Below are 14080 nucleotides of genomic sequence, written 5' to 3'. Positions count from 1 at the left end.
CTTGAGCGACGGGCCGGCGCCGTCCGTGCGAAGGGCCTCGGGGCGGATGCCGAGGACGAGTTCGCGGCCATTGACGGCGGCTTCGGCGAAGCGGGTCGGTAGGGGCAGGCTGGCATCAGAACCTGCAATCGCCAGCCGGCCATCGCGCACTGTCGCCTTCAGCAGGTTCATCGGCGGAGCGCCGACGAAGGTGGCAACATAGAGTGTTGCCGGATGGTTGTAGATTTCCTCAGGCGTGCCCAGCTGCTCGATACGGCCGTCGCGCATGACGGCGATGCGGCTTGCAAGGGTCATCGCCTCGATTTGATCATGGGTTACATAGACGACCGTGGTCTTCAGCATCTGATGCAGCCGCTTGATCTCAGTGCGCATCTCCATGCGCAGCTTGGCGTCGAGATTGGAGAGCGGCTCGTCGAAGAGAAACACTTCCGGCTTACGCACCAGCGCCCGGCCGATCGCGACGCGCTGGCGCTGGCCGCCGGAGAGCTGGCTCGGTTTGCGGTCGAGAAGGTTTTCGATCTGCAGGAGTTTCGCGGCATCGCGCACGGCCTTGTCACGCTCGGGCGCCGGCACCTTGCGCATTTCCAGGCCGAAGCCGATGTTCCGGTGCACCGTCAGATTGGGATAGAGCGCATATGATTGAAAGACCATGGCGATGTCGCGGTCCTTCGGATGTACTCCGAGAACCGACCGCCCACCGATCCTGACGTCGCCGCTCGTCGCCTCGGCAAGGCCGGCAATGATGTTGAGGAGCGTGGACTTGCCGCAGCCGGAGGAGCCGAGCAGCACGAGGAATTCGCCGCTTTCCAGCGAGATGTCGATGCCTTTCAGCGTTTCCACTTCGCCATAGGTCTTGCGGATGTTTTCAATGTCGAGCGCGCTCATGACATGGGCTCCTGAGGAGCCGATGGCTCGCCATAGCTGCGGGGAAGGGTGGAAATGGCGCGCGAGGCGACCTGTGTCCCTGCCGCCAGGCAGGAAGCCAGCGGCTTGCCGTCTGCCAATGCTGCCAGGAAGCCGGCATTGAAGACATCGCCGGCGCCGATCGTATCGACGACCTTGACGACGGGTGCAGTTGCGGATGCCGGCAGGCCATCCGGCCCGATGGCGATGGCGCCATCCGGGCCGCGCTTGACGACGATGATCGCGCCCTCCGGCATATGCGACCTGACTTCACGGGCGGCTTCGACCGGATCGGCGATGCCGGCAAGCGTCGTCGTCTCGACCTCATTCAGCAGTGCAATGCCGCTGCGCGAAAGCCAGGCACGGGCGGCCGCGCAATTTTTTTCGGTCCAGCCGTCGAGCGGCCAGCCGGTATCGAGTGCGACAATGATGTCGTGGCCGTCGGCCCAGTCGAAGAAGGCGTCATATTCGCTCGCCAGATCGTCGGTCAGAAAGCCGCCGCAGAGAAGCGCGTAACCGCCGCGCAGTCTTTCGCCGTCGATGACTGCGAACACGTCGGCGAGGCTGAAGCGCGGCAGATGGCCGGTCGTCGTGAAGAAGGTGCGCTCGCCGTCCGGATGGGTGATGCCGACGGAAAGCGTCGTTTTCTCGGGGCGTACCGGCCAATTTTTGGAGCGATGGCCGAAGGCTTCCGCCAGCCAGCGGCCGAACTGGTCGCTGCCGATATTGGCGGCGATCTCGAATTCGATGCCGAGCGCCTGCCACGCGAGTGCGCTGTTGCCGGCCGATCCGCCGACGCGGAGCTCGTCGTGATCGACCCTGATTTCCGTGCCGGCCTTCGGCCAGGGGGCGGCCGGTCCGAGGATGAGATCGACATTGACGTTGCCGATGACTGCAAGCGGCCGCATTCATTCACTCCGGGTAATCTTGGTGGAGCGGATCGGCGTTCCGGCATTCTCCACGCGGGTTCCTGCAAAGGCGATCATCAGCCGCTGGGCGACCGGCAGCATCGCGAAGATCGCGGCAAGCCCCGTCGCTGGCGCAAAACGGATCGTCACCGCCCCTGTGACGGGGGCTTCGCTCGAGGCGTCGAACAGGATGACGGGCGCGCCGGTCTCGACGGCGGATACCGCCATGGTGGTGACGAGGCCGGCCGTCTCGTCGAGACCGCGGAACAGTACCACGCCAATCTCCGGCCTCAGCATCTCCATCGGGCCATGGCGCAGCTGACCGCCTTCGAGGGAGAAGCAGGGCCGTCGCGAAAGCTCTGTCAGCCCGAGGGCCAGTGCCTCGGCGACACCTTGCAGTCGGCGGCCCGAGGTCACGACGGTCGCGACCTTTTCGAGTGCAGCGAGCGCGGCCGCGATGTCATGGTCTTCGGGCGCCTTGAGGACGGCAAGCGCGGCCGCGGGATCTTCGCCGAGAGCGGCCAAGACCGCGAGATGCAGGGCGAAGGTCACGGTCAGGCTGCGGGTTGCGGCAAAAGCAAGCTCGGTGCCGCCGCTGCCGACCAGCGACGGGGCGGTTCTGGCGAGGAAGGAACTGCCTTCGAGCGTCAGGCCGAAGCTTTCCTCCGTACCGCCGGTTTCGTTGAACCAGCGCACGACTTCGGCACTTTCGCCCGATTGCGAGGTGACGAAGATCGTCCTGCCGGCGATCGGCAGCGGCTGGCCGAGCTGTTCGGAGAGCGGCAAAGCGACGGCATCGATGCCGAGCGCACGGTAGAGCGGCTCGACGGCGCGGTTGACGGCATGCGAGCCGCCCATGCCGAGCAGTAGAAGCCGGCCGGTCTTCTTCAGCGAGACGGCGGCTCTTGCCGCCATCGGTGCGGCGGCTTCATAAGAGGCGATTGCATCGGCGTGCTGGCGCACCATCTCGCGGTCAATCGCAGCAAGTCCGGCCGGCCGGTTTCTTTCTGTTGTCATCTTCATCCCTTGACGCCGCCGCTGGTGAGCCCTGAAATCAGGGCGCGTTGCATGACGAGGCCGATCAGCACCGGGGGCAGGGCGGCGAGCACGCCTGCCGTGGCGATCAGTCCGTAATCGGAAACGCGGCCGCCGGCGAGATCGGCAATGGCGACGGTCAGCGTCTTGGCGCGCTGGTCCGAGGTGAAGAGCAGCGCATAGAAGAATTCATCCCAGGCCAGCAGGAACGCGAAGAGGCTCGATGTCGCGACCACGGGGGCGGCAAGCGGCAGCGTAATAATTCTCAGCGTCTGGAACAGGCCGGCGCCATCGATCATTGCGGCGGATTCAATCTCGCGCGGGATGGAATCGAAGCCCGATTTCATCAGCCAGGTGGTGAAGGGTGCCAGGATGGTGAGATAGACGAGGGCTAGGCCGAAGACGTTGTTCAGCATGCCGAGATGGGACAGACCCATATAGAGCGGCACGGCGAGTGCTACGGGCGGCAGCATATAGGTGGCGATCACCATCGACAGCGACCATCCCACAGAAGGCGTGCGCGACACCGCCCAGCCGGCCGGAATGGCAAGCGCGATGGCGGCGATGGTCGCCATGCCGGCCACCTCGATGCTGTTGCGCAGCGATGAGGTGAAGGCGGCGCCAGCGCTGTTTTCGAGCGTCGACAGCAGGACCTGGTAACGCGAGAAATCCATCGTCTGCGGCCACCAGCGCAGCGGCTTTGCCGCAAGATCGGCGGCCGGCGAAATGCTCATGATGAACAGCCACAGGATCGGAGCCAGGATGACGGCGGCAAGCAGCAGCGCTGAGAGATGAATGAAGGCGGAAAACAGCGGGCTCTGGCGTTCCATCAGACGGCACTCCCGGCGGTCTTGCGCACCAGGGCGGCATAGCCGGCGGCAAGCAGCGTGACCAGCAGCGTGACGATCAATGCCAACGACGCGCCCGAGCCCGCCCGCTGGAAGGAGAAGGCTTCCTGGTACACGAGGATCGAGAGCGTGCGGGTGCTGTTGGCCGGTCCGCCGCGGGTCATGACCCAGATGATGTCGAATACCTTGAAGGCTTCGATCGTGCGCAGCACGAGCGCTACCATCAGCGGGCCGGCGAGATAGGGCAGGATGACGAAGCGGAAGCGGGCGAAGGGGCCGGCGCCGTCAACGAGGGAGGCGGCGGTAATATCGCGCGGCACGGCCTGGAGTGCGGCAAGCGCGATCAGCGCCACCAGCGGGAAGTTCTTCCAGCAGTCGGCGACGATGAGGGCGGCAAGCGCCGTGCCCGGCTCGCCGAGCCAGGAGCGATAGGCATCGAGCAGACCAAGCTGCGTCAACGCCGCGTTGAGCGCACCGTATTCAGGATTATAAATCAGCCGCCAGAGCGTGGCGTTGACGACCGTCGGCAGCGCCCAGGGCAGGATCATCAGGGCGCGGAGCGCAGTGCGGCCGCGGAACTGCTGATTCAGCAGCAGCGCGGCAAGCACGCCGATCACCATTTCGGCGGCGACCGAGACGATCGCGAACCATGCAGTGGTGACCAACGTGCGCTGGAAATTCGAGCCGGAGAGCATCTTGGCGTAATTATCGATGCCGACGAAATTGCCATCGGTGCCGACCAGCTTGGCATCGGTGAAGGAGAGGCCGACGGTATCGGCGAGCGGCCAGCCGATGACTGAGATCATGACCATGAGAAGCGGCAGCATCAAAAGCCACGCGCGGGTTGTCAGCCATGTGCCCGACATCGAGGCGACCCTTCTTCATCACAGGTTTGGGAGGCGGGCGGCGACAGGCGCCGCCCGGGGTTCATGCCGGCTTCAGAGGCCGCTGTTTTCGGCAGCAGACTTCAGCGCGTCCTCGGGAGTGGACTGGCCGAGCAGCGATTCCTGGATTGCCTGCTGCAGCGCCGTCGAAAGCTCCTGATATTTCGGCGTCGTCGGGCGCGGATACATGGCGGCGAGGCCGACCTTGGCGGCGGAAATCAGCTCTTCCTGGCCCTTGGTGACACCGGGGTCGTCATAGGAGGAAGCCCAGATCGGCAGGCTGAGCTTGGCGTAGGCGTTCTGTGTGGCCTGCGAGGTCATGAAGGTGATGTACTTCCAGGCCTCGTCGGGATGCTGGCTGGCGGAGGTGATGCCGAGGCCCATCGAGCCGTTGACGGCCGAAGCCTCGCTCTTACCGGCGACGCCCGGCGCCGGCACGACGCCGACCTTGCCCGCGACCTTGCTGTCCTTCGGGTCGTTCGCCATGTTGTACATGTAGGTCCAGTTGAGAGCGAAGGCGGCATCACCGTTCTGGAAGACCTTTCGGACGTCCTCTTCCAGGAACTCTTTGGAGTTCGGATTGGTCAGGCCTGACGTGTAGCTGGCCACCATATATTTCAGGGCGTCAAGGCCGCCACCGCTTTGGAAGGCAGGTTTGCCGTCCTTCAGGAAATCGCCGCCATAGGCGCTAACCAGCGTGGTATAATCGCAGATTGCCGCTTCGGCCTGCGACCAGCTCCAGGCGATCGGAGTTGCCAGCAGACCCTTGTCCTTGATTGCCTTTGCCTGCTCAGCCAGCTCGTCCCAGGTCTTCGGCGGCGCCTTGATGCCGGCCTTCTCCAGGATTTCCTTGTTGTAGAACAGATATTTGGTGTCGAGGATCCAGGGCATGCCGTAATATTTGCCGTCATACTGTACAGTGGTCCAGGCGCCCGGCAGCACGCCCTTCTTCATCTCGTCGGTGATGCGGGAGGAGACGTCGACCAGCACCTTGTTTGTGGCGTATTCGGCCGGCCAGATGACGTCGAAGAGGACGACGTCATAGCCGCCGCCGGAACCCTGCGCCAGCACGGTCTTGTCGTGCAGGCCCTCATAGGGAACGAATTCGAGATTGACCTTGATGTCGGGGTTCGCCTTGGCGAAGGCGTCGGTCATGGCGCGCACATCGGCTTCGCTATAGGCGGCCTGCGCCATGAACAGCGCGTTCAGCGTCGTTTCGGCGAAAGCATGCGGGGCAAGGGATGCGCCGATCAAGGCCGCACCCAAAAGCGTCTTGTTCAAGGATTTCAGCATTGCAGCCTCCAGTTTTTGACATTTACGCATAGCCGAGGGCGGATTTCCGCCATCGGGTTTTCGAGAAGGCACGCATAAAAAAACGTGCCGGTTCGTCACCTCGGAGCGTCGTTGGAGGCCCTGTACGGCTTCCTGCGTTCCCTGGAACTCTCCGGTTCCTTATTAAGTCAATTGTCTTGACTTATTACTTCTTCAACATTCTACTGGAGTCAAGAGGCAATTGCACATGAATGACAGCAGGCCGATCAGGGCCAAGAGCGGCACCAACCACGAAGGCACCAGCGCGCATAATCGGCGCGTGATAGTCGATGCCTTGAGGATCAATGGTGCGCTCTCGCGCGCCGATCTGGCGCGGGCGACACGGCTGACCAAGCAGACGGTGTCGAATATCATCGAGGAACTCGAGCGCGACGGTCTCGTCAGTTCGCAGGAGGCGGTGCGCAAGGGCAGGGGCCAGCCCTCGACGCCCTTTCGGCTCGTCCCCGGGGGCGCCTTTTCGATCGGCCTGCAGATCGACCGGCATGTGACGCGGGCCGTCGCCGTCGATCTCGTCGGCAGCGTTCTCGTGCGCGCCGAGGCCGCTTTGCCGCCGGGAGGCCCGTCCACGGGAGCGAAGGTCATTCTCGACCTCGTCGCAGGCGTGCGCTCGAACCTCGCTAGGATCGTCCGGCAATCGGATAAGCGGCTGGTCGGCCTCGGCGTTGCGATGCCCGGCCCTTTTGGGATTGACGGCAGCGGCGACGACCCGTGGATGATGGGGGCCTGGCAGAAGTTTCCCCTGCTGGAAACCCTGGCCGCCGGCACCGGGCTCGATGTCGGACTGCAGAACGATGCGGCGGCGGCTGCGACCGCCGAGCGCATGGTGGGGGCCGCCCACGGCCTCGATCATGCCGTCTGCCTCTTCGTTGGCTACGGCATCGGTGCCGGCCTCATCCTGAATGGTGAACTCTACCGCGGCGCCAATGGCAATGCCGGCGAGATCGGCATGGCGCTGCTCTTTGCCGACGGTAAATCGACGCCGCTCGAACACCGCGCCTCGCTCGCCTCGCTCTACCAGCATCTGTCGGCCGACCCCGCCGATCCCGATCTCCATGCGCGCATCGACAACCTCGCCTTGAGAGGCGACCCGAGCATCGAGGCCTGGATCGGGACGGCCGCAGCCGATTTGCGCTGGAGCATCCATCTGATCGAAACGATCTTCGATCCGCAGACGGTGATCCTCTGCGGCAGCGCGCCGGAAGGGCTGGTTAACAGGCTGATTGCGGCGGTCGGGCCGCTGCTCCCTTCGATCGCCGAAAGGCGTGGCCGGACCCTGCCGCGCCTGCAGCCCGGCATGGCCGATCCCTGGTCGGTGGCGCTCGGAGCCGCAGCAGGACCGATCAGCCGGGCATTCGATCCGCATTTTGCTGCAATTTTGAAGGATTCCCGCTGATTTCGAGGCTGAAACCGGGCGTTGCGCGGCAGTGCAGCGGCAGAAAAATGGCTCTATATGTAAGTTTCAAGTGACCATTACAAGCGAATAAAGAGGCGCTATCGAAGTATAGTCAAATATTGAAAATTATTGAAACTTATGGGAATTCTGGTATAGATATAACTATTCGGCAGTGCGCTGGGGTGGTTGGCGAGGCTTCTCTCAATATAGCCTTCAGCCGTGGCAAATAACATCCGCATGAAGGTTTCGTGATGGCGCGATTTCGGTTGTTTCGTGTCATGGAATATTCATTGGCCGCGGCAATTTGGACCAGCTAATAGGGCGTGCGCTGAAAGTGCGCGTCTCTTTTACGTTCGAGGTTCTCATGCAAGCCAAGCTTCTCGGCGCCGTCGGCGCCCTTCTCGCTACAGCGTTTCTTGCTGGCCCGGCTGCCGCCGCCGAAAAGACCAAGATTGACTTCTGGTTCGGCAATTCCGGTGACATCGCAAAGCGGGTCCAGGAACAGTGCGATCGCTTCAACCAGTCGCAGGCCGATTACGAAGTCGTCTGCACTAGCCAGGGCAGCTACGACGCCTCCCTGCAGAACACTATTGCCGCCTTTCGCGCCGGCAAGCAGCCGACCATCGCTCAAGTTTCCGACGCCGGCACGCTCGACATCATGCTCTCCGGCGCCTACTACCCGGCAAACAAGCTGATGGCCGACATGGGCTACACCGTCGACTGGAACGATTATTTCTCGGGCATCGCAGGCTACTACGCCACGTCCAAGGGCGAGATGTATTCCTTCCCCTTCAACTCCTCGACCGCTCTGCTCTACTGGAACAAGGATGCCTTCACCAAGATCGGCAAGGATCATGCTCCGGCGACCTGGAAGGAAGCCGGTGAGGACTTCAAGGCTCTGAAGGACGCCGGCTATGCATGCCCGCTCGCCTTCGACATCTCTAACAACGAAGTCTGGCAGTACATCGAGCAGTTTGAAGCCATCAACGGCGAGCCGATCGCCACCAAGAAGAACGGCTTCGAAGGCCTCGACGCCGAGCTGGTCTTCAACAAGAACCCGCTTCTCGTCAGCTACATCAAGGACCTCAAGTCCTGGTACGACAACAAGCTCGCCGTCATCAAGAACAAGGCCGTCGGCCAGACCTTCGTCGAAGCCTTCGCTGCCGGCGACTGCCAGGTCATCCTGACTTCGGTCGGCGACCACGGCAATATCGGCCGCACCGCCAAGCAGGGCATGAACTGGGGCGTTGCCATGCTCCCGACCTACGGTGACGCGACCCGTCACAGCTCCTATGTCGGCGGCGCTTCGCTCTGGGTTCTGAAGGGCCATTCGGACGCCGAGTACAAGGCTGCCGCTGCATTTTTCAACTTCATCGCGAAGCCGGAAGAAGCTCTGACCTGGTCGACCGTTACCGGCTACATCCCGGTTCGCAACTCCGGCTTCGAATATCTGAAGAAGCAGGGCTTCTACGACAAAGCGCCTTACGCCGGCCGTGAACTCGCCATTCAGAGCCTGACCGCTTCCCCGGCTGGCGACGCAGCCGCAAAGGGCATCCGTCTCGGCGGCCTGCTGCAGGTCCGCACCGAGATCGCCAACGGCCTGCAGGCGATCTTCGTCAACAATGCCGACGTCCAGGCCTCGCTCGACTCTGCTGCCGAACGCGGCAACCAGCTCCTGCGCCGCTTCCAGCAGACCTACAAGAACGTTCAGCTCCCCTGATTTGAGCTGCACCCGGCCCGCCTTGCGCGTGCCGGGTGCGTCTTTGTAAGTTCTCCCAATCAGTCGCGGATGTGCTGGAGCCCGCGCCTGAAGTCAAATCAGGGCGAAAACGACCACCCATGGAAAAGCGCGTCACTTTCTCCTCGACGACGATCGGCCTGCTTTTTGCATTCCCGATGCTGCTGCTGATCTTCGTCTTCTTCTACTGGCCAAGCGCGCAGGCGCTTTATTGGGCGTTCACGCTCGAGCAGCCATGGGGCGGCGGCAATGCCTGGGTCGGCTTAGACAATTTCAAACTGCTGCTCAGCGATCCGATCTATTGGGAATCGATCACCCGCAGCATAGTCTTCGGCTTCAGCTCGACGATCATTGCCATGGGCCTGGCGCTCATCCTGGCGCTTTTGACGGATCGCGAGCTGCGAGGCCACAAGATCTACCGGTCGGTCTTCATCTGGCCCTATGCGATCGCCGCGCCCGCTCTTGGGCTTGCCTTCCGCTTCATCCTGGCGCCGGAGGCCGGCCTTCTCTCGGTCATCAACCATGTCTGGCCCGGCCTCTGGAATCCCGCGCTTGACGGCAAGGACGCGATGATCGCCGTCATCGTCGCCTTCTCCTGGAAATATATCGGCTATAACTTCATCTTCTTCCTTTCGGCTCTGCAGGGCATTCCGCGCTCGCTGATCGAAGCGGCCGCCATGGACGGCTCCGGGCCGCTGCGCCGCATGTGGGATCTCCAGCTGCCGCTGCTGACGCCGACATTGTTCTTCCTGCTGGTGATCAACATCACTGAAAGCTTCCAGGATTCCTTCGGCATCGTCGACGTCATGACGCAGGGCGGCCCGGCCCGGGCGACGGAGCTGATGGTCTACAAGATCTATTTCGACGGCTTCCGGGGCCTCGATTATTCGGGCGCCGCGGCGCAATCGATCATCCTGATGCTGCTCGTCGTCATGCTCACCATCTTCCAGTTCCGCTTCATCGAGCGGCGCGTGCATTACAAGTGAGGTCGCGGACATGATCGAACGCACGCCGATATTCAATTTCATCTGCTATACGCTTCTGGCGCTCGGCATGGTCATCGCGCTCCTGCCTTTCGCCATCGTCATTATCGCCTCGACGCTGGATCTGGAGACGGTCAACCGTGTGCCGCTGCCGCTGACGCCGGGCTCGCATTTCTGGGACAACGCTCGGGAAGCCTGGGTCCGCGCCGATCTCGGCAACAAGCTGCTGCACAGCATCATTTTCGCCACGGCAGTCGCTACCGGCAAGGTCATCCTTTCCGCCATGGCAGCTTTCTCGATCGTCTACTTCCGCTTCCGCGGCCGCTATGTGATTTTCTGGATCATCTTCATCACGCTGATGCTACCGCTCGAAGTCCGCATCGTGCCGACCTATTCGATTGCGGCCAATGCGCTGCAGCCATTCCAGACGATTCTCGATGTCACGGGCATCAGCTGGCTCGTGGCCCAGATTACGGGCATCCAGGTCAAGCTCGAATGGGGTCTGCTGAATTCCTACCCGGGCCTGGTTCTGCCGCTGGTCGCAACCGCGACCGGGACGTTCCTTTACCGGCAGTTCTACCTGACGGTTCCCGATGAGCTTGCCGAGGCTTCGAAGATGGATGGGTCGGGCCCGGTCCGGTTCTTCTGGGACATTCTACTGCCGCTGTCGCGGCCGAACATGATCGCGCTGTTCACCATCATGTTCGTCTGGGCATGGAACCAGTATCTCTGGCCGCTTCTAATCACCACCGATCCGAATTTCGGCATTGCGGTGACGCAGCTCAAAACCCTGATTCCATCCGAATTCGGCCTGCCTGACTGGAACGTCGCAATGGCGGGTACACTGATCATCATGTCGCCGCCGCTGGTCCTCGTCATCCTGATGCAGCGCTGGTTCGTGCGCGGCCTGATCTCCACCGAGAAATGAAGGAACAGTCCTGTGGCACCGATCTCAATCCGTGATGTAAAGAAGAGCTACGGCAAACATCCCGTGGTTCACGGCGTCGATCTGGAAATTAAATCCGGTGAATTCGTTGTCATCCTCGGCCCTTCCGGCTGCGGCAAGTCCACGCTCTTGCGCATGATCGCCGGCCTCGAGGAAATCAGCGGCGGTGAAATCGCGATTGACGGCCGCGTCGTCAACCAGCTGGAGCCGCGCGAGCGCGGCTGCGCGATGGTGTTCCAGAACTATGCGCTCTATCCGCATATGACCGTAGCCGAGAATATCGGTTATGCGTTGAAGGTGGCTGGCGTTGCGAAGGCTGAGCGTCAGCGACGCATCACCGAGGTCGCCAAGGCGCTTAGCCTCGAACCCTTCCTCGACCGCCGCCCGGCCGCTCTTTCCGGTGGCCAACGCCAGCGCGTCGCCATGGGCCGCGCGATGATCCGCGAGCCGAAAGTGTTCCTCTTCGACGAGCCGCTGTCGAACCTTGACGCCAAGCTGCGCATCGCCATGCGCGCCGAAATCCGCCGCCTGCACCGCCGCCTTGGCGCCACTTCGATCTTCGTCACCCATGATCAGACCGAGGCGATGACGCTGGCCGACCGGCTGGTGGTGATGAACGGCGGCAAGGTGGAGCAGGTCGGCACGCCGGAAGAGGTCTATCATCATCCGGCCTCGCGCTTCGTCGCCGGCTTCGTCGGCACGCCGGCGATGAACCTGCTCGAAGGCACGATCAACGATGAAGGTGTCTTCGTCTATGACCAGAGCCGCAAGATTGCGCTGCCGCGCGAACGCGCCGCGCCGCTGAAAGGCAAACGCGTCGTGCTCGGCATGCGCGCCGAGGCCGCCCGACTGGTGGCGCCGGATGCGCCCGGCGCCTTGATCGCGACGGCCGATTTCATCGAAGAGCTCGGCGCCAGCCGCGTCGTTCATGCCGATTTCGACGGGCTGCCTTTTGCCGTGGCGCTGACGGATGCCGTGAGAGTGAAATCCGGCGACCCGATCGGCATCGCGATCGACCACAACGCGATCCACCTCTATGCCGCCGATACCGGCCGGATCATCGAGAATTCTGCAATGAGCAGTGCCGGCGCCGTCCACGCCTGATTAATTCATCGCCGGTCGGCGTCAGCGATGGATCGGATCGATCCAGGGGACGTCTTCCGGCTTCTCGACCGGCTCGATATCGAGATTGACGACGACGGGCTCCTGGCCTGAGCGGACAAGCACGCATTCCAGCGTCTCGTCACGGCTGGCGTTGATCTCCTGATGGGGCACGTAGGGCGGGACATAGATGAAATCGCCGGGGCCGGCCTCGGCGGTAAATTCCAGATGCTCGCCCCAGCGCATGCGGGCCTTGCCCTTGACGACATAGATAATGCTTTCGAGATCGCCATGATGATGGGCACCGGTCTTGGCATTGGCATGGATCGTCACCGTGCCGGCCCAGATTTTCTCGGCGCCGGCACGCGCATTGTTGATCGCAGTTGCGCGGTTCATGCCCGGCGTCTGCGCCGTGTTGGGATCGAGCGAATTGCCGGGAATGACCTTGACGCCATGTTCCCGCCAGTCGATGTGAGAATGCTCGTGGTCGCCGCTCATGCCTTGTCTCCACCTTCGATGCAGACAGTCTAGGTAGGCGCGACGCGACGGCCAAGCGGATTTATCTTCGCGCACCAGAAAGAGGCACCCGATGAGCTATCTGCCACAAATCGATTACGACACGGCTTCGGAGGAGATTCGGGCAGCGCATGACGAAGAAGTCAGGCTGCGCGGGCGAATGACCAACATGAAGCGGACGCTCTTACATTCGCCGGTCGCCCACCGCATCTATGCCGAATGGTTCACGCTGCGGGCGGAGCTGGATCCTGCCGTCAGCGACCGGGAGATCTGGGTCTTCTCGCATGCGATCTCGAAGGCGGCGAAATCGAAGATCGCCATCACCTTCTTTCGCCGGGCGCTGATCAACAAGGGCTTCAATCCCGATGCGCTGGAGCTTTCCCAGACGGAAGCGTTGCTCGACGCCTTCGGCAAGGCGATCGTCGCCGATTCCAACGCCGTTCCGGCCGAGCTATGGGCGCAGCTGAAGACGCGCTATGAGACAAAGGTGCTGGTTGATCTCGTCGCCTTCGCCGGCATCATGCTGGCGACCGCCGTCTTCAATAATGTCGTCAAAGTCGATTTCGACCCCGAACTTGAAGCCTTTGCCGAAGGTGCAAACTCGAGCTAGCCATCTAGCGAAGCAATCGCCGCCCTGATCGCGTCGGCGCCAGGTCTGATCGGCCGGTATTCGAGCCCGACGGCTCCGTCATAGCCGTTGCCGAAGATCCAGTTGAGGCGGTGGCCGAGATCGATGCCGCCGGAGCCCGGCTCGTTGCGGCCGGGATGATCGGCGACATGAACGTGAAAGACGCGGTCGAGACGGCCCTCCAGCACCTCTTCCGTGCGTTCGTCCATCACGGCGGAATGGTAGACGTCGTAGACGATGCCGATCTCTGGGCGGGCGACGTCATCGACGATGTCGAGGCCTTCGCGGGTGGAATCGAGGAAATAGCCGATATGGTCGATGCGGGTGTTGAGCGGCTCGACGCCGAGGCGCACGCCGCTGCCGGCGAGGATATCGGCGCCGGCTCTCAGCGTTTCGGTGAGGGCCAGACGCTGCGCCTGCCGGGTGAAGCCGGGAAGATCGTCTCCTGCTTGGGCAATCAGCACCGGCGCGCCGAGACGTCTGGCGACGGCCGCGGATTCGGCCAGGCCCTCGAGCCAGGCGTGCCGGTTGACGGCGTCGGTCAGCGCGATCATCGGTTCGGCAACGAGGCTGGTCACCGCAAGGCCGGTTTCATCAATCGCCGCCTCGATCGCACCCAGGTCCTTGTCGCTCCATCGCCAGAATTCGATCGCCGTCAGGCCGCCGGCATGGGCGCGGCGGATGCGGTCGGGAAAGCGGTCGCCCGCTTCGGCAAACAGCCACTCTATGCAGGCCGAATAACGTCGCATGAAAACTCCTCCCCTGTGCGCGGGGCGCAGGCTGCGCCAGATCGGAGCCTGCCGCAAGGCTTGACGGCCGGACTCATTGACGGAACACTCCGCACATCAGGCCGGGATCGCCGGCG

14 protein-coding genes are annotated in these 14080 nt (G+C 62.7%); 6 read left to right on the top strand and 8 right to left on the bottom strand.

The annotated features are described in order from the left end of the window. From GGI60_RS05640 to GGI60_RS05615, 6 genes are all read right to left on the bottom strand, one after another. Positions 1–885 (bottom strand): ABC transporter ATP-binding protein (locus GGI60_RS05640; protein ID WP_183911883.1); only part of this gene is annotated, 885 nt, incomplete at its 3' end. Continuing rightward, positions 882–1811, bottom strand: a complete 930-nt coding sequence (locus tag GGI60_RS05635) for a PfkB family carbohydrate kinase (protein WP_183911886.1) — start codon at positions 1809–1811, stop codon at positions 882–884. The genes GGI60_RS05635 and GGI60_RS05640, both read right to left, overlap by 4 nt. Further along, a complete protein-coding gene (locus tag GGI60_RS05630; protein ID WP_183911888.1) occupies positions 1812–2834 on the bottom strand; it encodes an SIS domain-containing protein in 1023 nt (340 codons plus the stop codon). Next, positions 2831–3676, bottom strand: coding sequence for a carbohydrate ABC transporter permease (locus GGI60_RS05625; protein WP_183911890.1), 846 nt, complete (start codon positions 3674–3676; stop codon positions 2831–2833). Before GGI60_RS05625 ends, GGI60_RS05630 begins: the two co-directional genes overlap by 4 nt. After that, entirely contained in the window at positions 3676–4560 is an 885-nt protein-coding gene (locus tag GGI60_RS05620) for a carbohydrate ABC transporter permease (RefSeq protein WP_183911892.1), read from the bottom strand. The genes GGI60_RS05625 and GGI60_RS05620 overlap by 1 nt, the downstream gene beginning before the upstream one ends. A gap of 72 nt (positions 4561–4632) precedes the next feature. Next, entirely contained in the window at positions 4633–5871 is a 1239-nt protein-coding gene (locus tag GGI60_RS05615; RefSeq protein ID WP_183911893.1) for an extracellular solute-binding protein, read from the bottom strand. A 226-nt stretch (positions 5872–6097) separates the two neighbouring features. Between GGI60_RS05615 and GGI60_RS05610 the strand changes: the two genes are divergently transcribed. From GGI60_RS05610 to GGI60_RS05590, 5 genes are all read left to right on the top strand, one after another. Next, positions 6098–7303 carry an ROK family transcriptional regulator gene (locus tag GGI60_RS05610; protein ID WP_183911895.1) on the top strand — a complete coding sequence of 402 codons (1206 nt, stop codon included), beginning with the start codon at positions 6098–6100 and terminating at the stop codon, positions 7301–7303. Positions 7304–7667: 364 nt separating this feature from the next. Then, the gene (locus GGI60_RS05605; RefSeq protein WP_183911897.1) at positions 7668–9023 is read left to right on the top strand and encodes an extracellular solute-binding protein; all 1356 of its coding nucleotides are present in this window, start codon (positions 7668–7670) and stop codon (positions 9021–9023) included. A gap of 119 nt (positions 9024–9142) precedes the next feature. Continuing rightward, a complete protein-coding gene (locus GGI60_RS05600) occupies positions 9143–10027 on the top strand; it encodes a carbohydrate ABC transporter permease (protein ID WP_183911898.1) in 885 nt (294 codons plus the stop codon). A 10-nt stretch (positions 10028–10037) separates the two neighbouring features. Beyond that, positions 10038–10952: an ABC transporter permease subunit gene (locus GGI60_RS05595; protein WP_183911901.1), complete on the top strand. Its 915-nt coding sequence runs from the start codon at positions 10038–10040 to the stop codon at positions 10950–10952. A 12-nt stretch (positions 10953–10964) separates the two neighbouring features. Further along, a complete protein-coding gene (locus GGI60_RS05590; RefSeq protein ID WP_183911903.1) occupies positions 10965–12074 on the top strand; it encodes a sn-glycerol-3-phosphate import ATP-binding protein UgpC in 1110 nt (369 codons plus the stop codon). A gap of 21 nt (positions 12075–12095) precedes the next feature. On the opposite strand, the gene GGI60_RS05585 is transcribed toward GGI60_RS05590, so the two are convergent. Then, positions 12096–12569, bottom strand: coding sequence for a cupin domain-containing protein (locus tag GGI60_RS05585; protein WP_009994847.1), 474 nt, complete (start codon positions 12567–12569; stop codon positions 12096–12098). A gap of 91 nt (positions 12570–12660) precedes the next feature. Here GGI60_RS05585 and GGI60_RS05580 point away from each other — a divergent pair, with 91 nt between their 5' ends. Further along, on the top strand, positions 12661–13197 hold the full coding sequence (locus GGI60_RS05580; RefSeq protein WP_183911905.1) for a hypothetical protein: 537 nt from the start codon (positions 12661–12663) through the stop codon (positions 13195–13197). Here GGI60_RS05580 and GGI60_RS05575 read toward each other — a convergent pair. Further along, positions 13194–13964, bottom strand: a complete 771-nt coding sequence (locus tag GGI60_RS05575) for a TIM barrel protein (protein WP_183911907.1) — start codon at positions 13962–13964, stop codon at positions 13194–13196. The genes GGI60_RS05580 and GGI60_RS05575 overlap by 4 nt on opposite strands. Between the last annotated feature and the right edge of the window lie 116 nt (positions 13965–14080).

Origin of the sequence: Rhizobium lentis, from assembly GCF_014200175.1 — a bacterium.
Lineage (GTDB): Bacteria > Pseudomonadota > Alphaproteobacteria > Rhizobiales > Rhizobiaceae > Rhizobium > Rhizobium mulingense.
This window is presented reverse-complemented; position numbering and strand designations above follow the sequence as displayed.